This is a genomic window from Pseudonocardia alaniniphila (genome assembly GCF_022524485.1).
GTDB lineage: Bacteria > Actinomycetota > Actinomycetes > Mycobacteriales > Pseudonocardiaceae > Pseudonocardia > Pseudonocardia alaniniphila.
In genome coordinates, this window is sequence record NZ_JAKXMK010000033.1 from 79,404 (window position 1) to 105,542 (window position 26,139).

Annotated in this window: 23 protein-coding genes; 15 read left to right on the plus strand and 8 right to left on the minus strand. The window is 71.6% G+C overall.

The annotated features are described in order from the left end of the window. Positions 1-135: 135 nt before the first annotated feature. The 3 genes from MMF94_RS32940 to MMF94_RS32950 all read right to left on the minus strand — a co-directional run bounded on the left by MMF94_RS32940 (position 136) and on the right by MMF94_RS32950 (position 4,139). Positions 136-681, minus strand: a complete 546-nt coding sequence (locus MMF94_RS32940; protein WP_241041342.1) for a GNAT family N-acetyltransferase — start codon at positions 679-681, stop codon at positions 136-138. Between the two features lie 10 nt (positions 682-691). Continuing rightward, positions 692-1,921 (minus strand): MFS transporter, encoded by a 1,230-nt coding sequence (locus MMF94_RS32945; protein ID WP_241041343.1) that lies wholly within the window; start codon positions 1,919-1,921, stop codon positions 692-694. Positions 1,922-1,997: 76 nt separating this feature from the next. Further along, positions 1,998-4,139, minus strand: coding sequence for a malate synthase G (locus MMF94_RS32950; RefSeq protein WP_241041344.1), 2,142 nt, complete (start codon positions 4,137-4,139; stop codon positions 1,998-2,000). Positions 4,140-4,454: 315 nt separating this feature from the next. On the opposite strand from MMF94_RS32950, the gene MMF94_RS32955 reads away from it, so the two are divergent. The 6 genes from MMF94_RS32955 (at position 4,455) to MMF94_RS32980 (ending at position 11,059) form a co-directional block, all read left to right on the plus strand. Beyond that, entirely contained in the window at positions 4,455-4,607 is a 153-nt protein-coding gene (locus tag MMF94_RS32955; protein WP_241041345.1) for a hypothetical protein, read from the plus strand. Positions 4,608-4,650: 43 nt separating this feature from the next. Continuing rightward, entirely contained in the window at positions 4,651-6,105 is a 1,455-nt protein-coding gene (locus tag MMF94_RS32960; protein ID WP_241041346.1) for an FAD-linked oxidase C-terminal domain-containing protein, read from the plus strand. Positions 6,106-6,148: 43 nt separating this feature from the next. After that, positions 6,149-7,327: an FAD-binding oxidoreductase gene (locus MMF94_RS32965; protein WP_241041347.1), complete on the plus strand. Its 1,179-nt coding sequence runs from the start codon at positions 6,149-6,151 to the stop codon at positions 7,325-7,327. After that, a complete protein-coding gene (locus MMF94_RS32970) occupies positions 7,324-8,673 on the plus strand; it encodes a (Fe-S)-binding protein (RefSeq protein ID WP_379660413.1) in 1,350 nt (449 codons plus the stop codon). The genes MMF94_RS32965 and MMF94_RS32970 overlap by 4 nt, the downstream gene beginning before the upstream one ends. Positions 8,674-8,730: 57 nt before the next feature. After that, entirely contained in the window at positions 8,731-9,291 is a 561-nt protein-coding gene (locus MMF94_RS32975; RefSeq protein ID WP_241041348.1) for a DinB family protein, read from the plus strand. Between the two features lie 82 nt (positions 9,292-9,373). After that, complete coding sequence (locus MMF94_RS32980) at positions 9,374-11,059, plus strand: L-lactate permease (RefSeq protein WP_241041349.1); 1,686 nt, start codon at positions 9,374-9,376, stop codon at positions 11,057-11,059. 48 nt (positions 11,060-11,107) lie between these two features. Here the strand turns inward: MMF94_RS32980 and MMF94_RS32985 are convergent, their stop codons facing one another. From MMF94_RS32985 to MMF94_RS32995, 3 genes are all read right to left on the minus strand, one after another. Then, complete coding sequence (locus MMF94_RS32985) at positions 11,108-12,763, minus strand: acyl-CoA dehydrogenase family protein (RefSeq protein ID WP_241041350.1); 1,656 nt, start codon at positions 12,761-12,763, stop codon at positions 11,108-11,110. A gap of 19 nt (positions 12,764-12,782) precedes the next feature. Continuing rightward, positions 12,783-13,394 carry a TetR/AcrR family transcriptional regulator gene (locus MMF94_RS32990; RefSeq protein WP_241041351.1) on the minus strand — a complete coding sequence of 204 codons (612 nt, stop codon included), beginning with the start codon at positions 13,392-13,394 and terminating at the stop codon, positions 12,783-12,785. 133 nt (positions 13,395-13,527) lie between these two features. After that, a complete protein-coding gene (locus tag MMF94_RS32995; RefSeq protein WP_241041352.1) occupies positions 13,528-14,514 on the minus strand; it encodes a thiamine-phosphate kinase in 987 nt (328 codons plus the stop codon). A 74-nt stretch (positions 14,515-14,588) separates the two neighbouring features. Between MMF94_RS32995 and MMF94_RS33000 the strand changes: the two genes are divergently transcribed. The 4 genes from MMF94_RS33000 to MMF94_RS33015 are packed head-to-tail and all read left to right on the plus strand — an operon-like array spanning position 14,589 to position 17,390. Next, entirely contained in the window at positions 14,589-14,828 is a 240-nt protein-coding gene (locus MMF94_RS33000) for an Lrp/AsnC ligand binding domain-containing protein (RefSeq protein ID WP_241041353.1), read from the plus strand. Between the two features lie 3 nt (positions 14,829-14,831). Further along, positions 14,832-15,404, plus strand: coding sequence for a DUF3515 domain-containing protein (locus MMF94_RS33005; protein ID WP_241041354.1), 573 nt, complete (start codon positions 14,832-14,834; stop codon positions 15,402-15,404). Between the two features lie 34 nt (positions 15,405-15,438). Next, complete coding sequence (locus tag MMF94_RS33010) at positions 15,439-16,131, plus strand: metal-dependent transcriptional regulator (RefSeq protein WP_241041355.1); 693 nt, start codon at positions 15,439-15,441, stop codon at positions 16,129-16,131. Next, positions 16,128-17,390, plus strand: coding sequence for an Nramp family divalent metal transporter (locus tag MMF94_RS33015; RefSeq protein ID WP_241041356.1), 1,263 nt, complete (start codon positions 16,128-16,130; stop codon positions 17,388-17,390). Before MMF94_RS33010 ends, MMF94_RS33015 begins: the two co-directional genes overlap by 4 nt. A gap of 1 nt (position 17,391) precedes the next feature. Here the strand turns inward: MMF94_RS33015 and MMF94_RS33020 are convergent, their stop codons facing one another. Further along, on the minus strand, positions 17,392-18,504 hold the full coding sequence (locus MMF94_RS33020) for a D-alanine--D-alanine ligase family protein (protein WP_241041357.1): 1,113 nt from the start codon (positions 18,502-18,504) through the stop codon (positions 17,392-17,394). 259 nt (positions 18,505-18,763) lie between these two features. On the opposite strand from MMF94_RS33020, the gene MMF94_RS33025 reads away from it, so the two are divergent. Beyond that, positions 18,764-19,228 (plus strand): hypothetical protein, encoded by a 465-nt coding sequence (locus MMF94_RS33025; RefSeq protein ID WP_241041358.1) that lies wholly within the window; start codon positions 18,764-18,766, stop codon positions 19,226-19,228. A gap of 31 nt (positions 19,229-19,259) precedes the next feature. Here MMF94_RS33025 and MMF94_RS33030 read toward each other — a convergent pair whose 3' ends face one another. Beyond that, the gene (locus MMF94_RS33030; RefSeq protein ID WP_241041359.1) at positions 19,260-20,153 is read right to left on the minus strand and encodes an isocitrate lyase/PEP mutase family protein; all 894 of its coding nucleotides are present in this window, start codon (positions 20,151-20,153) and stop codon (positions 19,260-19,262) included. Between the two features lie 105 nt (positions 20,154-20,258). On the opposite strand from MMF94_RS33030, the gene MMF94_RS33035 reads away from it, so the two are divergent. From MMF94_RS33035 to MMF94_RS33050, 4 genes are read left to right on the plus strand one after another with little or no spacing between them, the layout of a single operon-like run. Next, entirely contained in the window at positions 20,259-20,915 is a 657-nt protein-coding gene (locus MMF94_RS33035; protein ID WP_241041360.1) for a GntR family transcriptional regulator, read from the plus strand. Continuing rightward, positions 20,912-22,969, plus strand: coding sequence for a hydantoinase/oxoprolinase family protein (locus MMF94_RS33040; RefSeq protein WP_241041361.1), 2,058 nt, complete (start codon positions 20,912-20,914; stop codon positions 22,967-22,969). Before MMF94_RS33035 ends, MMF94_RS33040 begins: the two co-directional genes overlap by 4 nt. A gap of 4 nt (positions 22,970-22,973) precedes the next feature. After that, a complete protein-coding gene (locus MMF94_RS33045; protein ID WP_241041362.1) occupies positions 22,974-24,851 on the plus strand; it encodes a hydantoinase B/oxoprolinase family protein in 1,878 nt (625 codons plus the stop codon). Further along, positions 24,848-25,459 carry an isochorismatase family protein gene (locus MMF94_RS33050; protein WP_241041363.1) on the plus strand — a complete coding sequence of 204 codons (612 nt, stop codon included), beginning with the start codon at positions 24,848-24,850 and terminating at the stop codon, positions 25,457-25,459. Before MMF94_RS33045 ends, MMF94_RS33050 begins: the two co-directional genes overlap by 4 nt. Positions 25,460-26,139: the final 680 nt, after the last annotated feature.

The following is a 26,139-nucleotide window of genomic DNA, read 5'->3' on the forward strand; positions in this document are numbered from 1 at the left end:
ACGCCCGATCGACACCCTCCAGTTGCCCCACCGATGGCAGTGAAGACCCTGGTGGGTCAACGGACTAGGCCATTTCGGCCCTGCCGGCGCGACGGGTATGGCCCCTGAGTGGCCAGGCCTGCTCCCGCTCGGCGGTCACCTGTGCGTCGTCGTCGACGAGCGACCGCCGTTCCTCGTCGCCCCCGTTGCAGGCCCGGTGGCAGCGATCAGCGGCTTGCCGAAGAACAGGCTGTTCGGTGAGTCGCGGTAATGGCCGAACGCCGGGATGGGCTCATACCCCGAACTGCGGTAGAGGGCCACGGACTCGGGTTGGTGGGTGCCGCTCTCCAGCACGGCCCGCAGCCGGCCCGAGGCCGCAGCCGTCCGCTCCAGCTCGGCCAGGATCGCGCGGGCGTAGCCGCGCCCGCGGTGCGCCGCCCCCACGTACATCCGCTTGATCTCGGCGTCCCCGGGCCACAGCTCGGGGTCCTCACCGCCGTCCCGGGCCCGCCAGCCCCCACATCCGACCGCGGCACCGTCCACGTAGCCGACCACGAACAGGCCGTACGGAGCGTCGAACTGCGTCGGGTCGATCGGCGTGGTGTCCTCACCGCCGTACCGGATTCGGTACTCCTGCTGCAGCTCCGCGTTCAGACGGACGGCGTCGGCGTTGTCGATCGATACGGCGCAAAGCTGGAGCACACGCCCGAGACTACGATGACCCGCCCGCCGCGCCGCGCGCCCGCCGGGGCTCCGGGAGGCCGGACTGCGCAGGCAGGCGGCCGCTGCGTACCACCACCGCCAGGCTGACGAGCGCGAGCACGGCGGGCCCGAGCAGCAGCTCGGGGTAGCCGGCCATCGGGGTCAGCGCCGCAAGCACCACCGGGAACAAGAACCCGACGTAGGTGATCGTGTAGTACACGGCCGTGAGCGCGCCGAGGTGCTCGGGAGCGGCCATCCGTTGCACCTCCAGCAGGCCCGCCACCAGGCACAGGCCGTAGGCCGCTCCCAGCACCGCCGAGGCCGTCACGGCGAGGAGCACGGACCCGAGTGCCGCGGATCCCGCGGCGAACAGGACGCCGGTGACCGTCGCGGCGAGCCCCACGCGCGCGGTGAGCGAGGGCGAGCGACGGTCGAGCCGCCGCGCCCACGGCTGCACCGCCACCCCCGCCCCGAGGGTGACGACCGTGACCAGCGTGGCGAAGACCAGACCGAGACCCCCGGTCACGTGCGCCAGGGCGGCCGGCTGCACGGCGAAGGAGATCGACGGTCCCCCGAACACCCACGGCGCCATCGGCGCGACGACCCACCGGAACCGGGCGGGAAGGGCCACCCGCAGCCGGATCCGCTGCCGCGGCGCGGTCGTCACGCGCGTCTCGGGCACACCCAGCACCGCGGCAAAGGCCACCAGCGTGATCACGATGTGCACGAGATAGGGCAGCTCCATCGGCAGCGGCGCCCACTGCGCCAACAGCCCGGCGACGAGCGGACCACCGCCGAACCCCGCCGAGAGGGCCAGGGCCGCCCGGCGCGCACCCGCTCCCGCGTCGGCGCCCGGGTCCCACGGCGGCTGGGAGAGCTCCTTCACCCATGTCGTGCCCACGGCCATCGCCACGCCGATGACAGCCCCGAACAGGAACCGTCCGGCGAAGAGCGCCGGCTCCGACACGCCGGGTACGCCGCCCAGTGCGAGCACCGCGCTCGCCGGCACCGACACGACCAGTGCCGGCAGCAGGACCCACCGGCGTCCCCGGACGTCCGACGCGGGTCCACCGAGGAGCAGCCCCGGCGCGAGACCCAGGATGTAGACGGCGAAGAAGGCGGCCACCGTCACGGCCGAGAAGTGGCCCTGCTCGCGGTAGAGCACCATCAACGGGCTGAACTGGTTGGCGCCGTAGGCGATCACGAACAGCACGGCCACAACGCGAACCCACGCCCGCACCTGCGCTCCTCACCGCCGCGCGAGAGCGCGGATACGGCCGGAGGGGGGCGGCCGTATCCGCGCAGGACTTGGAGCGTCAGCCGGCCTTGGCCGCCTGACGCCACTTCGTGAGCGCCCGCTCCGTATAGCCGTTGGGTTCGTCGCGGCCGGTGAAGACCAGCTCGAGCGCCGCCTGGAACGACGGGCTGCTCTCGAGGTCCTTCGCCATCGGCTCGTAGCCGGGCTCGTTCGCGTTCTGCTCGTCCACCAGGGCCGCCATGCGGGCGAAGGTCTCGCGCACCTGCGTCTCGTCGGTCAGGCCGTGGTGCAGCCAGTTGGCGATGAGCTGGCTGGAGATCCGCAGCGTGGCCCGGTCCTCCATGAGCCCGACGCCCGCGAGGTCGGGCACCGTGGAGCAGCCGATGCCCAGCCCGACCCAGCGAACGACGTAACCCAGGATGGACTGCGCGTTGGTCTCCAGCTCGTGACGCTTCTCGTCGTCGGTGAGCTCACCGGGCAGGAGGGGCACCCGCAGCAGCTCACGCCGGTCGGTCGTGCGCCCCGCGAGCTCGCGCTGCCTGGCGGCGACATCGGTGCGCAGGTAGTGCAGCGCGTGCAGCGTGGCGGCCGTGGGCGACGGCACCCAGGCGGTGTTCGCACCGGCCTCCGGCTGCGCGCCCTTCGTGTCGAGCATCTCGCGCATGGCGGCGGGCTTGGCCCACATGCCCTTGCCGACCTGCGCCTGTCCGCGGAAGCCCGCGCGCAGCGCGACGTCGACGTTGCGGTCCTCGTAGGCGATCAGCCAGGGCGTGGTCTTCATGTCGTTCTTGCGCACGACCGGGCCGGCCTCGAGGTCGGTGTGGATCTCGTCGCCGGTGCGGTCGAGGAACCCGGTGTTCACGAAGATCGTGCGGTCCGGGGCCCGGGCGATGCAGTTCTCGAGGTTGAGCGACGTGCGCTTCTCCTCGTCCATGATCCCGATCTTCAGGGTTGCGGGCTCCAGACCGAGCGCCTCTTCCACCGCGGCGAAGAGCTCCACGGTGAGCGCCACCTCGTCGGGCCCGTGCTGCTTGGGCTTGACGATATAGACGCTGCCGGCGCGGGAGTTGGAGAACCGCCCGAGCCCGCGCAGGTCGTGCAGTGCCGCGACGGCCGAGACCATCGCGTCGAGCACACCTTCGCCGATCGGCTCGCCGTCGGCGGTGCGGACGGCGTCGGTGGTCATGTGGTGCCCGACGTTGCGCACGAGCAGCACGGAGCGTCCGGGCAGCGTCAGCTCGGAGCCGTCGGGCGCGGTGTAGTGGCGGTCGCCGTTGACCTTGCGCTCGATCGTCTCGCCGCCCTTCTCGAACGTCGAGGTGAGCGCGCCGGTCATCAGGCCGAGCCAGGTGCGGTAGGCACCCACCTTGTCCGGCCCGTCGACGGTGGCCACCGAGTCCTCGAAGTCGACGATCGTGGTGACCGCCGCCTCGAGCGCGACGTCGGCCACATCCGCGTGGTGCTGGCGCCCGACGCGGTGCGCGGGGTCGATCGTGAGCTCGACGTGCAGCCCGTTGCGGCGCAGCAGAACCGCCTGAACGGCGCCGGAGTGCCCGTCGTCGGCTCCGGCGCGGTGCCCGGCGAACTGGGCGGGGTCGGCCAGGCCGCTGCTCCCGCCCGTCGTCTCCACGACGAGCGCACCGTCCTGCACGCGGTAGGCGGTGGCGTCGGCGTGGCTGCCCGACCGGAGCGGGAAGAGCTCGTCGAGCAGCTTGTCGGCCTCGGCGATCACCTGGGCGCCGCGGCGCTCGTCGTAGCCACGCTCGAGCTCGTGGTCCAGTGGAAGGACGTCGGTGCCGTACAGCGCGTCGAAGAGCGAGCCCCACCGGGCGTTGGCGGCGTTCAGCGCGTACCGCGGCACGGTGGCGGGGACCACCAGCTGCGGGCCGGTGATCTGGGCGATCTCCGGGTCGACCCGCGAGACGTTCACCTGCGGCGACTCCGGCGGGAGCAGGTAGCCGATCTCGGTGAGAAAGGCCTCCAGCGCCTCGACGTCACCCGCCCCGTTCTCCCGGTGCCAGGCGTCGATCCGCTCCTGCAGCTCGGCGCGACGGGCGAGCAGTTCGGTGGTCCGGCCGGCGAACCGCTCCTGCAGGGCGGCGCAGGTGGACCAGAACCAGGTGGGATCGAGGTCCAGGCCGGGTAGGAGCTCATCGGCCACGAATGCGCGCAGCACGGGGTCGACCTGCAGATCCGTCACTTCTCCACCATCCGCTCGTCGTTCGGCAGGGTCGCCGTCCGGCGGTTACCCGAACGCGACCCGTCCCCGAACATTCTTCTACCAGACGGACTGTGGTTTCCGCATTGCGGAAGATGGGGTTAGGGAGCAATCATGCTCGTGGATGCGGGCACGGGGGCTGCCGCCGCGGGACCGACCGCGCCGGTGAGGGCAAGCAGCAGCGCGAGCGCTGCCGCGACGACAAGGGACAGCTGCAGCGTCCGACGGGGACCCAACGCTCTCAGCCTCCTGAGGGCTCGAATCAGCGACGACAAAGCGATCATTCGCCCGGGCGGTGTGACGAGCTCCTGGGGCGAGCGCGCCACGCACCTGGTGCGTAAGCGGGTCGTACCGTACGCGGGCACCCAGATCCCCCACACAGCGGCCGTACCGCCGGGGAAGCAGGAGATGCGCAACGCAAGGTCCACGATCTACCCGGCGCAGACGTAGGCTCATCCGGGCAACGACGCGCACGAGGTGGAAAGGGTGACCAGTGGCGCTGGACGGCGGAGTACGGCAGGCGTTCGAGCTGGCGCTCGATCCTGCCGACGTGATCAGCGACCCGGTGCAGTGCCGGGCCTACGAGTGCGACGGCCTCACCGGCTACCGGGTCGTGCCGGAGTTGGTCCTGCTGCCCCGCAACGCGGCGCAGGTGGCCGCGGCGGTGCGGGTGTGCGCCGAGCGCCGGGTGCCGTTCGTGGCACGCGGGGCCGGCACCGGGCTCTCCGGTGGGGCGTTGCCGGTGGCCGACGGCGTGGTGATCAGCCTCGCCCGGCTCAAGCGGGTGCTGGAGGTCGACCCGGTGAACCGGCGCGCCGTCGTCGAACCGGGCGTCACCAACCTGGAGATCACGGCTGCCGCGGCACCGCACGGGCTGTACTACGCCCCCGACCCGTCGAGCCAGCAGGTCTGCACGATCGGCGGCAATGTCGCTGAGAACTCCGGAGGCGCCCACTGCCTCAAGTACGGATTCACCACCAATCACGTTCTGTCCTTCGAGACCGTCCTGCCCGACGGTTCGGTCGTCACGCTGGGCGCCGACACCGGTGAGCAGGCAGGCCCCGACCTGCGTGGGGTGTTCCTCGGCTCGGAGGGCACGCTCGGGATCACCACGAAGATCGTGGTCCGGCTGCTGCGCACCCCGGAGTCGGTGCGCACGCTGCTCGCCGACTTCCCGTCCGTCGCCGCCGCGGGCGACGTCGTCTCCGACATCGTGGCGGCGGGGATCGTGCCCGCGGCCGTGGAGATGATGGACACCCTGGCCATCGAGGCAGCGGAGGAGGCGGTGCACGCGGGCTACACGGTCGGCGTGCCCGCGGCGCTCGTCGTCGAGCTGGACGGGCCGGTCGAGGAGTGCGACATCCAGTTCGAGCAGGTCAAGGAGATCTGCGACCGCCACGGCTGCACCCGTCTGCACATCGCGGGCTCTCCGGAGGAGCGTGCGGCGATCTGGCGGGGACGCAAGGCCGCGTTCGCCGCGGTCGGCCGGATCTCGCCCGACTACTTCGTGCAGGACGGTGTGGTGCCACGCACCCGGCTCGCCGAAGTGCTCGACAGGATCGCGAAGATGGGTGCCGAGGCCGGCATCCGCGTTGCCAACGTGTTCCACGCCGGCGACGGCAACCTTCACCCGCTGGTGCTCTACAGCGCCGACGCCGGGGAGACGGAGAGGGCCGAGAAGCTGTCCGGCGAGATCGCCGAGCTCTGCGTGGAGCTCGGGGGCTCGCTGTCGGGCGAGCACGGCATCGGCACCGACAAGGCGTGCTCGATGCCGAAGATGTTCTCCCGCGACGATCTCGCCGTCATGGCGCGGGTACGCACGGCCTTCGACCCGCAGGGGATCTGCAACCCCGGCAAGGTGCTGCCGACGCCTCGGCTGTGCGGGGAACGGCCGGGCAAGTACAAGCCCCACCCGCTGGAGGAGTCGGGAGTGATCGAGCGCCTGTGATCGAGTTCGCGAGTTCGCCGTCAGGTGCGTGTGAGGAGTCACGGTGACGACGTCAACCACGCTGCGCCCGGACGATCTACGGTCCCTCCGCGACGCCCTGCTCGACACGACGGGCACCGTCGCGATCGCCGGTGCCGGCACGGCCGCCGACTGGGCGGGACGGCTCGAGCCGGTCGACGCGGTGCTCGACACCACCGGCCTGTCCGGTGTGATCACCCACAACCCCGGTGACATGACCGTCTCCGTGCGTGCAGGCACCCCGCTGCGGGGGCTCGCCGACGAACTGGCGCCGCACGGGCAGCACGTCTCGTTCGACGCCGCGCGCGTCGCCGACGGGGCCACCGTGGGCGGCTTGATCGCCACCGGCGACGCCGGTCCGGCGGGGCTGGTCTTCGGCTCGCTGCGCGACCTGGTCATCGGCGTCACCGTGGTGCTGTCCGACGGCACGGTCGCCCGCAGCGGTGGCCACGTGATCAAGAACGTGGCCGGGTACGACCTGGCGAAGCTGCTGCACGGCTCCTACGGCACGCTAGGGGTGATCGCCGAGGTCGTGCTGCGGCTGCACCCCGTCCCGAAGCGCACGGCCACGCTGCTGGCCGACTGTTCGCTCGCCGATGCCGCCGAACTCGCCGGGCGCGTGCTCGGCGGTCCGTACGAGCCTGCGGCGTTGGAGTGGGTGTCCCAAGACGCGCGAGGCGACGGGGGCCTGCTCCTGCGCATCGAGGGCACGGAGGATGCGGTGTCGGCCCGGCTGCAGCGGCTGCGCGAGGTGCTGGGGTTCAGCGCGCGGGTGGTCGCCGACAGCTCGCCCCACGCGGCATGCAACGAGGGCGACAATCTGTGGACCCGCCACTCCGAGCTGGTGCGGGGCACCTCTGATCGCGCGGTGCTGCGGGTGGGCGTCACACCGAGCAGGTTGCCCGGGCTGCTCACCGACCTGCCGCCCGGCACCGTCACCGCCGGGCTGGGCACCGGGGTCGCCACGGTCACGATGGCCCCCGACTCCGTCGCCGACGCCCACGCACTCGTACATGCCGCCGGGGGCACGTCCGTGCTGCGGGCCCGCCCGGCCGGATCGAACGCCCCGGCGTGGGGGCCGCCGCCGTCCGCTGTCGCCGTGCTCAGGGCACTGAAGGCCGAGCTGGATCCTCGCGGGCGGTTCGGCCCCGGCCGGTTCGCCCCCTGGCCCGTGACTGGAAACGATGGGAAGGACGCCCGGTGACAACTCCTGCCGGATCCGCCGAGACCAACCTGCCCCGCACGGGGCCGTCCGGCTTCGACGACCGCCGCCCGCCGGAGCGCGAGCTGCTCGACGACTGCGTGCACTGCGGCTTCTGCCTGCCCACCTGCCCCACCTACCAGCTGTGGGGCGAGGAGATGGACTCCCCGCGCGGCCGCATCTACCTGATGGACCTCGTGGAGAAGGGCGACATCGGGCTGTCCGGGCCCGTCACCGAGCACATCGACCGGTGCCTGGGCTGCATGGCGTGCGTCACGGCGTGCCCGTCCGGGGTGCAGTACGACCGGCTGCTGGAGTCGGTACGCCCGCAGATCGAGCGCAACGTCGAACGCGAGACGTCCGACCGGCTCTTCCGCAACGCGATCTTCGCGCTCTTCCCCTACAAGCGCAGGCTGCGCGCCGCGGCCCTGCCCGGAGCGCTGTACCAGAAGATGCGCAAGGTCCCCGCCATCGCGAAGCTCGCGGAGAAGCTGCCGGGCCGGTTCGCCGCGATGGAGTCGCTGCTGCCGCCGGTGTCGGTGCGGGAGGCGTTCGCCAAGCTGCCCGCGTACACGCCTGCCGTCGGCGAGCGCCGGGCACGGGTGGCACTGCTGTCGGGCTGCGTACAGGACGTCTTCTTCCACCGCGTCAACGAAGCCACCGTCCGCGTGCTCGCCGCCGAGGGCTGTGACGTGCTGGTGCCCGCGGGGCAGGGCTGCTGCGGTGCGCTGGAGCTGCACGCGGGCCGGGAGGACAGCGCCCTCGCCCGGGCCAGGCGGGAGATCGCCATCTACGAGAGGCTCGACGTCGACCACGTCGTCACGAACGTCGCAGGCTGCGGTTCGTCGATGAAGGAGTACGGCCACCTGCTCTCCGACGACCCGGAGTGGGCCGAGCGCGCGGCGGCGTTCAGCGCGCGCGTGCGGGACGTCCACGAGGTGCTCGCCGACCTGGAGCCACGGGCGCCGCGCCACCCGTTCCGCGGCCGCGTGGCCTACCACGACGCGTGCCACCTCGGGCACGCCCAGAAGGTGCGGGCCCAGCCCCGTACGGTGCTGCGCTCGATCCCGGAGCTCCAACTGGTGGACCTGCCCGAGGCCGAGCTCTGCTGCGGCTCCGCCGGGATCTACAACATGGTGATGCCGGAAGCCGCCGGGGACCTCGGGGCCCGCAAGGCGGCCAACGTGCGCTCCGTCGAGCCCGACGTGATCGTCACCGCCAACCCCGGCTGCCTGCTCCAGATCGGCAAGCACCTGAACGCAGGCGACGACACCGACCCCATCCCCCTCCTGCACCCGGTACAGCTGCTGGACGCCTCGATCCGAGGGATACCGGTCCCCCGCAGCTGAACAACTGCGCTCGACAGGCTTCGGCGTTTTGTCGGGGTTTCTCCATATCGTCTGCTCATGAGCATCGACTGGACTCCCCAGCTCGTCGAGCAGCTGGATTGGCATTGGCAGGGGCATGTGCGGCCGCGGCTACGCGGGCTCGCCGACGAGGAGTACTTCTGGGAGCCCGCTCCGGATTCCTGGAGCCTGCGTCCGCGCGGCACGTCGAGTGCGCCGGTGCAGGCAGGAAGCGGTGAGTTCACCCTCGAGTTCGCCTTTCCCGAGCCCGTGCCGCCGCCGGTCACCACCATTGCGTGGCGGCTCGCCCACATCATCGTCGGGGTCTTCGGGGCGCGGGCCGGGTCGCATTTCGGCGCACCCAAGCTCGATTACGACAGCTTCGTCTACGCCGCCACGGCCGACGAGGCGCTGCGCCAGCTCGACGAGACGTACGCCGCCTGGATCACGGGTGTGCGCGGCCTCGATGCGGAGGCGCTGGAGCGTGCGGTCGGGCCGGCCGAGGGGCCGTATGCCGAGCACTCGATGGCCACGCTCGTGCTCCACATCAATCGGGAGGCGATCCACCACTCCGCAGAGATCCTTTTGTTGCGCGATCTGTATCGGACAAAAGGGATCTAACGGGTGATCTGATCACAGCTATTACGCCGAATGGGGCACCTCGCTGTGCTGAATCAGAAGTGGAGACGCACACTGCGCGACCATGTGGCCCACCGTTGCGCTGATAGTGCCGTCCTCCCCATCTCCAACAGCCGCCATCGTGCTGGCCGCCTATGAACAGAACCCGGAGGCAGTCGGGGGCTCCCTCGGGCTCTCGGCGCTCGTCTCGGTGGTGCCACTGGCCGTCGTGCTCGTCCTGCTTGGTGTGCTTCGGGTCCGGGCGCCGTGGGCGGCGCTATCGGGGCTCGCCGCGGCGTTGGTGGTGGCGATTCTCGGCTTCGCCATGCCGTTCGGGATGGCCCTGTCGGCCGCAGCGCACGGAGCCTTCTACGGGCTCTTCCCGATCCTCTGGATCGTGGTGAACGCCCTCTGGGTGTTCAACATGACCGTGGCCACCGGCCACTTCGACGTGCTGCGCCGCAGCTTCGGCGCGCTCTCGATCGACGAGCGCACACAGGCGATCCTGGTCGCGTTCTGCTTCGGCGGGTTGCTGGAGGCCCTCGCCGGGTTCGGCGCCCCGGTCGCGATCACGTCGGTGATGCTCGTGGCGCTCGGGTTCAAGCCGATGAAGGCGGCGGTGGTCGCCCTGGTGGCCAACACGGCACCGGTCGCGTTCGGGGCGATGGGTGTCCCGGTGATCACGCTCGCCCGGGTCACCGGCCTGCCGCTCGAGCAGGTCGCGTCCATGGTCGGCCGCCAGACGCCGCTGCTCGCGCTGTTCGTCCCGCTCGTGCTGGTGTTCCTCGTCGACGGCAGGCGCGGCGTCCGGGAAGCGTGGGTACCGGCCGTCGTGTGCGGGGTCGTGTTCGCCGTCGGGCAGTTCGTGACGTCGAACTTCATCTCGGTCGAGCTCACCGACATCGTCGCGTCGCTGCTCGGCGCGGTCGCGGTGTTCCTGCTGGCGCGGGCGCAGCCGCACGCGGTGTGGGCCGCCCGCCGGCCCGCCGTGGCCGCTGCGGGCGGTCCGGGAACCGCCACCCAGCCCGACTCACCCGCCGAGGTGCGCAAGGCCTACGCCCCGTACGTGATCATCGTGGTGGTCTTCGCGCTGGCCCAGCTTCCGGGCCTCAAGCCCGCGCTCGACTCCCTGAAGCTCGCCTTCCATTGGCCGTTCCTCGACGTCATCGGCACCGACGGCAAGCCGCACAGCACCACCTCGTTCTCGCTGACCTGGCTGACCACCGCGGGGTCGCTCATGGTGATCGCAGGCATCATCGTCGCCCTGATCCTGGGTGTCGGGGCGTGGCGGGCGCTGGCCATCTGGGGGCGCACCGTGTCCGAGCTGCGGTGGGCGATCCTCACCGTCGCGGCGGTGCTGGCACTGGCCTACGTCATGAACGCCTCGGCCCAGACCACCGCGATCGGGCTGTTCGTGGCGGGCGCCGGCGCCGCTCTCGCGTTCGTGTCGCCCGTGCTCGGATGGCTCGGCGTGGCCGTGACGGGTTCCGACACCTCCGCCAACGCGCTGTTCGGCTCGCTGCAGGTCACCGCCGCTCAGGGCGCCGGGCTGCCGCCCGAGCTGCTGGCGGCCGCCAACTCCTCCGGCGGTGTGCTCGGCAAGATGCTCTCCCCGCAGAACCTCACGATCGCCGCGGTCGCCGTGCGGCTGGAGGGCCAGGAGGGCGTGATCCTGCGCAAGGTGGTCGGCTGGAGCCTCGGGATGTTGCTCGTGCTGGCGGTGCTCATCACGCTGCAGGCCACCCCGGTGCTGGGCTGGATGCTGCCGTAACCACCGGGAGGGCTCTCGTCCATGTGACGAGAGCCCTCCCGACGGGCACTACGCAGCCTTGACCAGGGCCCGTTCGATCACCGGCCCCACGTCGACTCCCGCGGGGAGGGCGCCGAACGTGTGGCCCTGGTCGCCGGCCAGGCGGGACGCGCAGAAGCCGTCGGCCACCGCGGGATGGCCGTGGCGCAGGAGCAACGACGCCTGCAGCGTGAGGGCCATCTGCTCCGCCAGGCGCCGCGCCCCGAACTGGACGGCCGGATCCCCCGGGCCGGCCGCCTGCGCCGCCTCGAGCCCGGAACGCAGACGCGCGACGGCGGAGTCGTAGTGGCGGTCGGCGCCGAGAGCGGCGTCGAGCTCTCCGAGGAACGCCACGACCGATTCGGGCTCGCGGTGCAGCGCTCGCAGGACATCGAGCGCGATGACGTTGCCCGAGCCCTCCCAGATCGAGTTCAGCGGCGCCTCCCGGTACAGACGCGGCATCCCCGAGTCCTCGACGTACCCGTTGCCGCCCAAGCACTCCAGCGCCTCTCCGGCATGGGCCGGTGTGCGCTTGCAGGCCCAGTACTTGCCGACGGCCCCCGCGATCCGCCGGAACGCCGCCTCGCTGTCGTCGCCACGGACGGCACGGTCGGTGGCGCCGGCGACCCGCATCACCAGCGCGGTGGCGGCCTCGCTCTCCAGGGCCAGGTCGGCCAGCACGTTGCGCATCAGCGGCTGGTCGTAGAGGTAGGCGCCGAACGCTGTGCGGTACGTGGCGTGATGCACGGCGGCGACGGTGGCCGCCCGCATCCCGGCCGCACTCCAGACGGTGACGGCCAGGCGCGAGTTGTCGACCATCTCCAGGATCAGCCGCAGCCCGTCGCCCTCCTCACCGATCAGCCAGGCCACGGCGTCGTCGTACTCGAGCTCGGCCGAGGCGTTCGACCGGTTCCCCAGCTTGTCCTTGAGCCGTTGCAGGTACATCCGGTTGCGGCTGCCGTCGGGCAGGATCCGGGGCAGCAGGAAGCAGGACATGCCGCCAGGTGCCTGGGCGAGCACCAGGAACACGTCGCACATCGGTGCCGAGGTGAACCACTTGTGTCCGGTCAAACGGTAGCTGCCGTCGGCTGCGGGCACCGCCCGTGTGGTGTTGGTGCGGACGTCCGAGCCGCCCTGCTTCTCCGTCATCGACATCCCGGCGAGCAGCCCCTGCTTCTGCGCAGGCGGGCGCGACCCCGGCTCGTACTCCGGCGCGGCGAGCAACGGCTCGTAGACGGCGGCGAGCTCCGGGGCGTGCCGCAGCGTCGGCACCGCGGCGTAGGTCATCCCGACCGGACACATGTGCCCGGCCTCGACCTGCGTCCAGGCGAGACTGGTGGCCGCGTGGGCGGCGTGCGCGCCGGGCCGGTCGTCCTGCCACGGGCCGGCCGTGAGGCCCAGCCGGACGGCCGTGCCCAGCAGCTCGTGCCATGCCGGATGGAACTCGACCTCGTCGATCCGATGTCCGACGCGGTCGTGCGTGCGCAGCACAGGCGGATACTCGTTGGCGAGCCGGCCCCATTCCCGGGCCTGCTCGCTCCCGGCGATCCGGCCGGCCGCGTGGACCTCCGCCTCGGCCCAGCCCGCACCCTCCCGGTGCAGCGCCTCGAGCAGCGCGGGGTCGGCGGCCGTGTCGACGTCTCCCAGCGGTGGCACCTGGTTGGCGACCTCGTGCGTGGATGGCATGTCGGGACACCTCCGAAGATCAGGAATCGGGTCGGACGGGGTCGGCGGTGAGGAGCCCGCGGACGATGTCCGCCCAGTGGTCGATCAGGGGCTCCTCCTCCCTGACGCGCTCCTGCAGCGATGCGCTGATCGCCAGCCCGCGCATCAGCTGGACGGTCAGGTCGACGACGATCGGATAGCGGGGCCGGGCGGCGATCTCGGGACCGAAGATCGCGTCGATCACGGCATGCAGTTCGGCGAGTGCGCCGCGTTCGGCAGAGCGAAGTGCCGTACGCAGCCGCTCGTCGGTGCGCGCGGCGCCCCACAGCTCGAGCTCGGCGCCGAACGACGGCCGCCGGCTCGCGCGTCGCAGCACCCACACGCCGCGCGCCACCGGGTCTGTGTCGGGCGGGGCGGCCGCGAGCTCTTCCCACATGGCCTCGAGATGGAACTCCACCAGCCGGTGGACGGCCGCGGTGAACAGCTGTTCCTTGGTGGGGAAGTGGTGCAGGAGCGCACCGCGGCTGAGGCCGGCTCGGCGCTGCACCTCCACCGTGGTCGTCGCGGCGAAGCCGGACTCCACCAGCGACTCCACCGCAACGTCGACGATCCTTCGGTAGGTCGCCGCACGCTGGTGATCGCGTGTGGTCATGAGCACCTCCAACCCGGTTTCACCGTCAGAGCTGACGGTGAAAACCTAACACCGGGTCGACGCACGACGCCCGGGCACGTGCCCACCGTCACGCCGCCGGGCGCGCAGCGCCGACGCCCGCGACCGCGCCGCCTCAGCGGGTGAAGTGGTCCCATCCGTTCTGGGGCCCTTCGTAGGGCCGCCCGTCCACCAGCACGGCGGGATCACCCGCCCGGACCGTGCCGATCTCGGTCCAGCCCTCGGGGAGCGGACCCGGGAAGGTGGCCGCGAGCGCATGGTCCTCGCCACCGGTGAGCACCCACCGCAGCGGGTCGACACCCAGCGCGGCACCGACGTCCACCAGCCGGGCGGGCACGTCGAAGGCGCGGCTGCGCACGTCGAGCAGCACGCCCGACGCCCGTGCGACGTGGCCGAGATCGGCGATGAGCCCGTCCGAGATGTCGATCATCGACGTGGCGCCGGCCTTCGCCGCCTGCGGACCTGCCGCGTAGGGCGGGTCCGGTACGCGGTGAGCGCCGACCACCGCCACCGGTGATCGGAATCCGCGCGCCAGCACGGCGAGACCCGCCGCCGACCACCCGACCCGTCCACAGATCGCCAGGACGTCGCCCGGCCGCGCTCCCGCGCGCGTGACCGGGGCTCGTCCCTCCAGCGTTCCGAGCGCTGTGACGGAGAGCACCAGCGTCGGTGACGAGGCCACGTCGCCACCGACCACCCCGACGCCCACGACCCCCGCCTCCGTCCACAGGCCGTCCACCAGGGCCGTCAACGTGTCGACGGGCGTGTCCCGGCTGCACGCGAGCCCCACGAGCAACGCGGTGGGCACCGCTCCCATCGCCGCGATGTCGGCCAGGTTGGCGGCTGCCGCCTTACGCCCGACCTGGTCGGGGGCGGACCAGTCCAGCCGGAAGTGGACGCCCTCGACCAGCACGTCGGTGCAGGCAACGACACGCTCGTCGGGCGCGGCCACCACAGCGGCGTCGTCGCCGGGACCGAGGAGCGTGCCTGCGGGCTGGGCGCGGCCGGCATTGAGCCGGGCGATGAGCCCGAACTCGCCGAGGGTCGAAAGTGTGTCTTCCGCCTCGGCGTCCCCGGTGGGGGGCGGGAACGATGTCGGCACAGCGGTACCTCCGGTACGTTCGGCTTCCGACTTTCCTACCCCGGAGAGCTCAACCGAAGTGGAAGGGGCACGCCGTGGTGCAGGCTTACATCCTGGTCCAGACGGAGGTCGGGAAGGCCGCCGCTGTCGCAGCGGAGATCTCCGGCATCACGGGCGTGCTGTCCGCGGAGGACGTCACCGGACCCTACGACGTGATCGTGCGCGCCCAGGCCAATGACGTCGACCTCCTGGGTCAGCTCGTGGTTGCCCAGGTCCAGGGCGTCGCAGGTATCACCCGCACCCTGACGTGCCCAGTGGTGCACCTAGCCTCCTGAGCCATGGCTCCCACCGTCCGTTCCCGGCCCTCACTACCGGTCGTGATCGCGATCGCGCTGCCGCTGCTGCTCGCCGTGGCCGTGGCCGCGATCTCCATCACAGCGAGGGTTCGGGGGGTCGGTGAGCCCACACCCGCGCCGCCGCAGACCGGGCCCCTCGCGGTGGTGCCGGTGGATGCACCGGACGCGACGGGCCCGGACTGCACGAAGTTGCTGGCTGCGCTCCCGGCCGGCCTGTCCTCCGGCGACGGCACCCTGCCGACCCGCCAGCAGGCCGAGCCGGCGCAGCCCGGCGTGCATGCGTGGGCGGCGGCGCCCCAGCCCGTGGTGCTGCGCTGCGGCCTCCCGCGCCCGTCCGAGCTGAACCCGGCCTCGGCACTCCTGGAGATCAACGGCGTGCAGTGGCTACAGCTCTCCGACGACGCACCGAACCCCGAGGTCGTCACCTACGTGGCCGTGGACCGTCCGATCTACGTGGTGGTGACCGAACCGGTCGACTCCGGCAGCGGTCCCCTCCAGCAGCTGTCCGACGTGATCCGCGCAGAGCTGCCTGCGGTGCCCGTGAGAGTGCGCTAGCGGTAGTCGTTAGACGCGTCTACCATCGTTCTTCATGGTGACTATGTCGCGGGCCACCGAGGACTACCTCAAGGCGATATACCACCTCGCCCATCGCGAAGGCCCGGTCACCACCGGCCAGCTGGCCCACGAGCTGCACGTCTCGTCCCCGTCGGTCTCATCCATGGTCAAGCGCCTGGAGGACGGCGAGCTGATCACCCGGCCGGACCATCGATCACTGCAGCTCACCGCCAGCGGGGAACGCGCTGCGCTCCGCGTGGTGCGTCGCCACCGCCTGCTGGAGACCTTCCTCGCCCGCACGCTCGGCGTGCCGTGGGACGAGGTGCACGCCGAGGCCGAGCTGCTGGAGCACGCCCTGTCCGAGCGGCTCGAGGAGCGCATCGACGCCGCGCTCGGCCACCCCACCCACGACCCCCACGGCGACCCCATCCCGCCGCGCGAGGGGCCGCACGAGGAGAACTGGGGCGAGGCGCTGTCCACCGTGCCGGCCGGTCGGCGGTTCCTCGTCGAACGCGTCTCCGACCGTGACAGTGCGGCGCTGCGCTACCTCGGCGACCTCGGGGTCGTGCCCGGCGTCGTCGTCGGCGTCGAGGAGCAGGCCCCGTTCGGAGGTCCGCGCTGGGTGCGGATCGGCGACGAGCGTCATCCCCTCGGTGACCCACTCACGAGGTTGGTGCACGGCCACGTCGTCGACGAGTCCCCCGGCGTCGAAGTGCCGCAGTCGTGACGGCCACGCAGCCCGCCCCGTCCACCATCGAGGAACTGCGGGCCCGCGGCAGAGTACGGGGCCGGCTCGCCTTCTTCGGCCCGGCGATCGTCGCCGCGATCGCCTACGTCGACCCCGGCAACTTCGCCACGAACTTCTCGGCAGGCGCCGAGTTCGGCTACCTGCTGCTGTGGGTGATCGTCGCCGCCAACCTGCTGGCGATGCTCATCCAGACGCTCTCGGCCAAGCTCGGGCTGGCCACCGGGCGCAACCTGCCGGAGATGTGCCGCGAGCGGTTCCCGCGGCCGGTGACCCGTGTGATGTGGGTGCAGGCCGAGCTCGTGGCCATCGCCACCGACCTGGCCGAGGTGATCGGCGGGGCGATCGCGCTGCACCTGCTGTTCGGGATCCCGCTGCTCACCGGCGGGGTGATCACCGGGATCGTCGCGTTCGCGCTGCTCGGCCTCCAGGGCCGCGGCTACCGGCCGTTCGAGCTGGCCATCGCGGGCCTCTTCGGCGTCATCCTGCTCGGGTTCCTCAGCACGGTGCTGCGCATCGGCGTCGACCCCAGCGCAGCCGCCGCCGGGCTCGTCCCCCGTTTCGAGGGCACCGACAGCCTGTTGCTGGCCACGGGGATCCTCGGGGCCACCGTGATGCCCCACGTCATCTACCTGCACTCCGCGCTCACCAACACCCGCGTCCCGGCCACCACCGTGAGCGAACGGCGCTTCCTGCTCCGCTACCAGCAGATCGACGTCCTCATCGGGATGGGGCTGGCCGGGCTGGTCAACGCGTCGATGCTCGTGATCTCCGCGGCGCTGTTCTTCGGCAGCGGCGTGCCGGACACCGACACCCTGGAGGGCGTCTACGCGGGCCTGGCCCGGGTGCTCGACCAGCCGGCCGCGTTCGCATTCGCGCTGGCCCTGCTGGCCTCGGGCTTCGCCTCGTCCGGGGTGGGCACCTATGCGGGGCAGGTGGTGATGCAGGGGTTCATCCGGCGCCGGATCCCGCTCCTGCTGCGCAGGCTCCTCACCCTCGCCCCCGCGCTCGTGGTGCTGGGCATCGGCGTGGACCCCACCGAGGCGCTGGTGCTCTCGCAGGTGGTGCTGTCGTTCGGCATCCCGTTCGCGCTGGTGCCGCTCGTGCTGCTCACCCGCAATCGCGACATCATGGCCGAGCTGGTCAACCGGCGGCTCACCACCACGGTCGCCGGGCTCGCCGCGGCGGTGATCATCCTCCTGAACGGCTTCCTCATCTGGCGGACGATCTCCGGGGTCTGAGTCAGCGCAGGCCCGTGCCCCGCGCGAGCGCCGTCTCCACGAGTGTGGTGAGCAGCGTCGGGTAGTCGAGGCCGGTCACCGCCCACGCCCGAGGGAACATCGAGATCGAGGTGAATCCGGGCATGGTGTTCACCTCGTTGACGGTGACCTCGCCGTTCGGCCCGACGAAGAAGTCGACACGCGCCAGACCCTGGCCGTCGAGCGCCCGGAACGCGGCCACGGCCAGCTCCCGCAACCGCTCGGACTCCGCGTCGCCCAGCTTGGCGGGGATGTCGAACTCGCAGACGTCGTCGAGGTACTTGGCCTCGAAGTCGTAGAACTCGGGGGTGGCGCCGCCTGCACCGGGGCCGACGATCCGGATCTCGGCGGGCACGCTCGCCCGCACGGTGCCGTCCGGGAACTCCAGGACGGCGACCTCGACCTCGCGGCCCTCGATCGCGGCCTCCACCAGCACCTTCGGGTCGTGCTCGCGGGCCGTGGCGATCGCGTCGGGCAGATCGGCCCAGTCGGTGACCCGCGTGATCCCGACCGACGACCCGGCCCTCGCGGGCTTCACGAACACCGGAAGTCCCAAGCGATCGCGTTGCTCGGGCGTGAGGGTGTCGGTGCCGCGCCGGAGCACCACGAGATCGCCGATGGGCAGGCCGCCGGCCGCCAGCAGCTTCTTGGTGAACTCCTTGTCCATGCCGGCCGCGCTCGCGAGCACACCCGCGCCGACGTAGGGCACCCCGGCCATCTCCAGCAGGCCCTGAATCGTGCCGTCCTCGCCGAAGGGGCCGTGCAGCACCGGGAACACGACGTCGACCCCGGAGAAGACCTCGCCTGCGCGGTCCTGGTCGAGGACGACGAGCCCGCCGCGCGTCGGGTCACCGGGCAGCGCGAGCGCGGTGCGCGACTCGTCGACGGACGGGAGCTCGCGGCCCGAGATCACCAGCTGACGCGGGTCGTCCGTGCCCAGCACCCAGGCCCCGGACCTGGTGATGCCGACCGGCACGACCTCGTAGCGTTCGCGGTCGAGGTGCGAGAGCACCGACCCGGCGGAGATGCAGGAGATGGCGTGCTCGCTGCTGCGGCCGCCGAACACCACGGCCACCCGCACCTTGTCCCGGCTCATGACGTCCGAGACTAGGCGGGCGGACCCGGTGGCACCGATCGGGGCCGCCTTCGATCAGGGGATCGTGCCGACTTGGCCACCGAGTTGGCCAAGATGGGGTCCATGGTCGAAGTCGGCCCTCCCCGAACACCTGCAGCGAGCCGTCGATCCGAGGCTCTGAGCGTCGGTCCGACCCGGACGCGACGAACCGTGGAAATGGCGCAATCTGCCTGCGTACGGCGGTAGATCGGCTCGACGGTCCACAATAGATTTCCATCGCATGCGACTGCGTGTGGTGCTCGTCGGCCTGGTTGCGGCCACGGCCCTCGTCGGGTGCACCTCCAGCGGAGAGACGCCGCAGGCCACCGGTGCCCCGCCCACCACCGCGCCGGTTGCGCAGGACACGACCACGGCGACCGCGCCGACCACCGTTGCGACAGCGACCACCGCGGTAACGGCCGCGCCCGACGCTGTGGCGTTCTTCAAGGCCCAGGAGCCGGCCTGCCGGGCGGAGGCGGAGCGGGTCGGCAACCCCGTGGTCGACCCCGCCCGGTTCGCCGGCGCGAAGCTCGTCCAGCAGAACGCCGACGGCACCGCGCTCATCGAGGACGGCGAGGGCACGCAGCTGATCGTCGACGTCTCCGGCGGGAAGGTCCTGCCCTCGAGCGGCAACCCCGAGGACTTCATGCCCGACCCCTACGGCTTCGGCTGCCCGCCCGAGGTCTTCGTCGGCACCGTGGCCTGACCCTCGACCATTCCGTTCGCGACGGCCCGGTTCAGCCGCCCCAGCGCTGCTCCAGATCGAGCACCTCGGGCAGCCCGATGAAGTCGGTGAACTCGCCGAATGCCGGGAGCCCCGACAACGCCGCGGCCGGTGTGCCGTCGGCCCGGATCGTCGCCAGCAGGGACCGGATGGCGGTGGTCGCTGCCAGCAGGGTGCCGATCGGATAGAGGACCAGTGCGAACCCGAGGTCGCCGATCCGCTCCAGTGGGATCGGCGGGGTGCGGCCACCCTCGGCCCAGTTGAAGACCAGCGGAGCCACGCCCTTCAGCTCCTGCGCCACCCGCGCGATGTCGTCCTCGCTGGTCGGCGCCTCGACGAACAGCATGTCCGCGCCCGCCTCGGCGTACGCACGCGCCCGCGTGATCGCTGCGTCCAGCCCCTCGACGGCTGCGGCATCGGTGCGGGCGATGATCACGAGATCGGGATCGCGGCGGGCGGCCACGGCAGCATGCAGCTTGCCCACCATCTCCGCGACAGGGACCACGGCCTTGCCGCTCATGTGGCCGCACTTCTTCGGCATGACCTGGTCCTCGAGGTGGATCCCGGCCACGCCCGCCTGCTCGTAGGCCTGCACCGTGCGCACCACGTTGATCGCGTTGCCGTAGCCGGTGTCGGCGTCCGCGATCACCGGGACGTCCACCGCTGCGACGATGCGCCGGGCGTTGTCGATCATCTCGGCGGCGGAGAGGAGCCCGACGTCGGGGCGCCCGATGAGGGACGCGGTGGTGCCGAAGCCGGTCATGTACACGACGTCGAACCCGGCCTCCTCCACGAGCCGGGCCGAGAGCGCGTCGTAGGCGCCGGGGGCGGACACGGGCTGCGGCCCGGCCAGCAGTTCGCGCAGCCGAGCCCGGGGCGCGGCGGGTTGTCGCAACAGGTTTCCCACGTCCAACCTCCCAATTTGTATACAACAAGTTAAGGCATGGCGGCCATGCTTTGCCATGGGACGACCGGTGGGCCTATTTTGCACACAATCAGCCGAGGAGGGTGTGTGACGAGGGCGTCGGAACGGGCCGTGGGCGCGGTGCGGGAGCTGATCTTGCGCGGTGACCTCACCGCTGGTACCCGTCTCGGCGAGGTGGAGCTGGCCGAACGTCTCGGCGTGAGCCGCACGCCGGTGCGCGAGGCGCTGGGCAGGCTGGCCGCGGAGGGCCTGGTCGAGATCGTTCCCAACCGCGGTGCGCGCGTGGCCAGCTGGACGGTGGCCGAACTGGAGGGCGTGTTCGACCTGCGGTCGGCGCTCGAACCCCGGATCACCGCGCTCGCGGTCCCACGCGCCGACGCCACCGACATCACCGTCCTCGACGAGTTGGCGCGCACGATGCTCGACGTGGGCCTGCCCGGGCCGGACCAGGACCTCGACGCCCTCGTGCCGCTCAACCGCAGGTTCCACGACCGGCTGGTGGTGGTCGCCGCCCAGCCCGCGCTCGCCACCGCGCTCGCCGGCGCCATCCATGCCCCGATCCAGCTGCGCAACTTCCACGCCTACGACGACGCCTCGCTGCGCCGCAGCCTGGCCCACCACGTCGAGATCGTCGCCGCGATCCGGGCGGGCGATCCGACGTGGGCGCAGGCCGTCATGACCGCACACATCCAGAACGCCCGCACCGTGATGCTGCGGGTCGCTCGTGAGCAGGAGGCTCCATGACCTATCGCCTCGGTGTCGACGTCGGAGGCACCTTCACCGATGTGTTGCTGGTGGAGGAGGCGAGCGGCACCACATGGCGCGCCAAGACCGCCTCCACGCCGTACGACCAGGCCGTAGGCGTGCTGAACGGCATCGGCAAGGTGTGCGACGAGGCCGGGATCGCCCTCTCGGACGTCGCCCAGGTGCTGCACGGCACCACGGTGGCCACCAACGCGATCCTGGAGGGCAAGGGCGCCACCGTCGGGCTGGTCACGACGAAGGGCTTCCGGCAGGTTCTGCAGATCGCGCGCTCCTACGTGCCCGGCGGTCTGGCCGGCTGGATCATCTGGCCGAAACCGGAGCCGCTCGCGGCGCTGGAGAACACCGTGGAGGTCGACGAGCGCCTCGCCTCCGACGGCACGGTGATCCGCGATCTCGACGAGGCCGACGTCCGCACGCAGCTGGCGAAGCTCCACGGGATCGACGCTCTGGCCGTCTCCCTGATCAACTCCTTCGCCGACCCCACCCATGAGCGGCGCATCGCGCAGATCGCGGCAGAGATGCTCCCCGGCGTGCCGGTCTCGCTCTCCTCCGACGTGCTGCCCGAGCTGCGCGAGTACGAGCGCACGGTCACCACCGTGGCCAACGGGTACGTGCAGCCGCAGGTCAAGCGCTATGTCGAGACGCTGTCGGGCAAGCTCGCCGAGGGCGGTGTGGCCGGCGAGCTGGCCATCCTGCGCAGCGACGGCGGGCTGTCCACGGCGGACGCCGCGATCGCCGCCCCGGTGACGATGCTGCTCTCGGGGCCTGCGGGCGGCGTCACGGGCGCGGTGTGGACCGCCGAGCAGTGCGGCTACTCCGACCTGATCACGTTCGACATGGGCGGCACCTCCACCGACGTCGCCCTCGTACAGAACCTCACGCCGCGGATCGGCCGGGAGACGAAGGTCGGCGACCTGACCGTGCGAGCGTCCAGTGTGGACGTCCGGACGGTCGGGGCGGGCGGCGGCTCCATCGCGCACGTGCCCGAGCTGACGAAGGCGCTGCGCGTCGGCCCGCAGTCCGCGGGCGCCGACCCCGGGCCCGCCGGATACGGCAAGGGCGGCACCGAGCCGACGGTCACGGACGCGAACGTGGTGCTCGGCTACCTCCCGTCGGCGCTGGCGGGCGGTGAGATCACCCTCGACGTCGACGCCGCGCGGAACGCCGTCGGCAAGGTCGCGGAAGCGATGGGGCTGCCCACACCGGAGGCTGCCGCCGCGGGAATCGTCGACATCGTCAACGAGAACATGCTCGGCGGCCTGCGACTCGTGTCGGTGCAGCAGGGCTTCGACCCGCGCGACTTCGCGCTCGTCGCGTTCGGCGGCGCGGGCCCGCTGCACGCCAACGCGCTGGGGAAGCTGACCGGCGCGTGGCCGGTGATCGTGCCGCCGTCACCGGGCGTGCTCTGCGCTCTGGGTGACGCCACCACGTCCAAGCGCAGCGAGTCGGCCCGCACGGTGCTTCGGCGCTTCCACGACCTGACCGGCGACGACCTCGCCGGCATCCTGCGCGAGCTGGCCGCCGAGGCGGGCGGGCGGCTCGCCGAGCAGGGCGTCGCCGGGCCCGACCAGACCACGACCTACCAGGTGGACGTCCGCTACCACGGCCAAGGCTTCGAGATCGGCATCGACGTCGACCCCCGCTGGCTCGACGACCCCGCGTCGGCGCTCACCACGCTCGCCGGCGCGTTCGACGTGGAGCACGAGCGGCTGTTCTCGTTCCTGCTCAGCACCGACCACGAACTGGTCAACGCCCGTGCCACCGTGTCGGGCCCACGCCCGCAGGTGGCGGCCACGCACCTGCCCGACGGCGACGGCGACCCAGCCGCCGCGCTGCTCGACACGCACCCGATCCACATCTCCGGTGAGTCGGTCAAGGCGAACGTCTACGACCGCACGAAACTACGGGCGGGCCACGTGATCACCGGTCCGGCGATCGTCACCGAGATGGACTCCACCACCCTCGTGCTGCCCGGCCACACGGCGACGGTGCACCCGTCCGGCAGCCTGTTGATCAACCCCGTGGAGGGCTGAGCGCATGGCACGGATCATCGAGACCGCCACCGGCGAGATCGAGAAGACCGCAGTCGACCCCGTCACCCTCGACCTCATCGAGAACGGGCTGCGCAACGCCCGCTACGAGATGGACGAGGTGCTGTTCCGCACAGCGCTCTCGCCGGGCATCCGGGAGCAGCACGACGAGTTCCCGCTCATCGGCGACCCCAGCGGGAAAATGGTCGTCGGCCAGTTCGGGCTCTCCGTGCCCGACTTCCTCGAAGGGTTCGACGACACCGTCGAGGAGGGCGACGTCCTGCTGACGTCCGACCCGTACGCGTGCGGCGCCGCGATCAGCCACGCCAACGACTGGCTGATCGTCATGCCGATCTTCCACGAGGGCCGCGTGGTGGGCTGGGCGTCGATGTTCGGGCACATGTCCGACGTCGGGGGCAAGACGCCGTGCTCGATGCCCACCGACGCCCGCACGATCTACGAGGAGGGCGTGGTGATCCCGCCCTTCAAGCTCTATCGCCAGGGCGTGCTCAACGAGGACGCGCTGCGGATCATCCTCAACCAGGTCCGGATGCCGGACTGGAACCGCGCCGACCTCAACGGGCTGGTCGCTGCATGTCGGACGGCGGGCCGGCGTGTCGTCGAGATGTGCGAACGGTTCGGCACGGCCACCTACCTGTCCGCGCTCGACGCGTTGCTGCAGCGCAACTACGACGCGATGAAGGTGCTGCTGGAGATGGTGTTCGAGGAGGGCAAGACCCTCTCGTTCACCGACTACATCTGCGACGACGGCGTCGGCAACGGCCCCTACGAGCTGAAGCTCTCGCTCACCCGCACCGGCGAGAAGGTGCACCTGGACTTCACCGGGTCGAGCCCGCAGGCCGCCGGGCCGATCAACTACTACATCAACGAGAACCTCACCCGGATGTTCTTCGGGATCTACATGATCACGGTGGCCGACCCGCAGATCCTGTGGAACGACGGGTTCTACCCGCTGGTCGACGTCACGATCCCGGACGGCTCGTACTGGAAGCCGAAGCACCCGGCGTCGCTCAACGGGCGCAACCACGGCATCGGCCGTGTGTTCGACCTGTTCGGCGGGCTCCTGGGCCAGACCAACCCGGCGCTGCTCAACGCAGCGGGCTTCTCCTCGTCCCCACACTTCATGTACTCGGGGCACTACTCCGGCGGCGACCGCAAGGGCGAGTGGTTCCAGCTCTACTCGATCGGCTTCGGCGGCATCCCCGGGCGCCCCCTCGGCGACGGACCCGACGGCCACTCCCTGTGGCCGAGCTTCGTCAACATCCCGTGCGAGTACCTGGAGTCCTACTACCCGCTGCGGATCGAGAAGTGGGAGACGATCGCCGACACCGGTGGCGCCGGGCTCCATCGTGGGGGCAACGGCGTCGACGTCGCATACGTGTTCGAGGAGCCGGGCACCATCGCGATCCACGACGACCGGTGGCTCACCTACCCGTGGGGCGTCAACGGCGGCACACCCGGCGCGCGTGGCACGAAGTGGATCGACCGCGTCGACGGCACCCGCGAGGTGCTCCCCTCGAAGTGCCATGACGTGCCCGTCTTCCCCGGCGACGTGCTGCACTTCGTCACGTGGGGCGGGGGCGGCTGGGGCGACCCGCTGGAGCGCGACCCGGCGCTCGTCGCTCTGGAGGTGCGGCGCGGGCTCGTCACGGCGGCGGGGGCGCAGCGCTATGGCATGGTGGTCTCCGAGGCCGGCGAGGTCGACGACGCAGCCACGGCGGAGCTGCGCAACCGCCTGCGCGCCGACCGTCCCGCGGAGCTGCCGGTATTCGACATGGGCCCGCCCATCGACGAGCTCCTGGCACGTTGCGAAGCCGAGACCGGCCTGCCTGCCCCGAAGCGCCCGGTCTGGTCGACCTCATGACCAGCCCGCACGGCAGCTCGTTCTCGGGACGGGTGGGGTGGGGCGCCCGTCCCGCGGTGCTGGTGGTGGACCTCGTCCGCGCCTACACCGAGCGGGGCGGCCCCTTCGAGCTGCCCGATCCCGCACCCGCGGTGGCCGCCACCGCCGCGCTCGTGGATGCCGCGCGGGCGGGCGGCCACCCCGTCGTCTGGACGGTGGTGCGCTACTCCCCCGACCTCGTCGACGGCGGGCTCTTCGTGCGGAAGGTGCCCGCGCTGACCGCGTTCGCCGAGGGAGCGGCGGGAGGCTGGGGCGAGCTGACACTCAAGCCCCTGCCCGGGGAGCCGCTGGTCGTGAAGCAGTACGCCTCGGCGTTCTTCGCCACGTCGCTGGCCCCCACCCTGCACGCCCTCGGCGTGGACACCGTGGTGGTCTGCGGCGTCTCGACGTCCGGCTGCGTCCGCGCCTCCGCCACCGACGCCCTGGGCCACGGGCTGCGCCCACAGGTCGTCCGGCAGGCGTGCGCCGACCGCTCCCTCGCCCTCCACGAGTCCAACCTCACCGACCTCGACGCCAAGTACGCCGACGTGATCGACCTGGCAGAGGCCCTGGAACACCTGACCCCCTGACGCCCCCCGGGTGAGCGAAGATCGCCACGAGATCAGGGAATCCGCCCCCGCAAGGGCGGATAACCGGATCTCACTCCGATCATGGCAGCCGGGTCCAACGACCGGCGCCGGAACGGGCGACCTGCGGACACGGTTCGGGCGACCCGCCCGCCAACGCCCTGGAAGGAGCGAAGATCGCCACGAGATCGGTGCTTCTGCCCCCGCAAAGGCCGATAGCCGGATCTCGCACCGATCATGACGCGCGGCGACCCGCGGACGCAGGTTCAGCGACCCGCCCGCCAACGCCCCGCGCTAGCGAAGATCGTCGCGAGATCAGGGATTCCGCCCCCGCAAGGGCCGATACCCGAATCTCGCGGCGATCATGACGCGCAGCCCACGGACCGGCGCAGGAACGGGCCACCCGCGGACGCAGTTCGGGCGACCCGCCCGCCAACGCCCTGTAAGGAGCGAAGATCGCCACGAGATCGGTGTTTCTGCCCTCGCGAGGGCCGATAGCCGGATCTCGCACCGATCATGGCGCGCGGCGACCCCCGGGCACAGGTTCAGCGACCCGCCCGCCAACGCCCCGGCGCTAGCGAAGATCGTTGCGAGATTGGGAATTGCGCCCTCGCGAGGGCCGATAGCCGGATCTCGCACCGATCATGGCGCGCGGCGACCCCCGGGCACAGGTTCAGCGACCC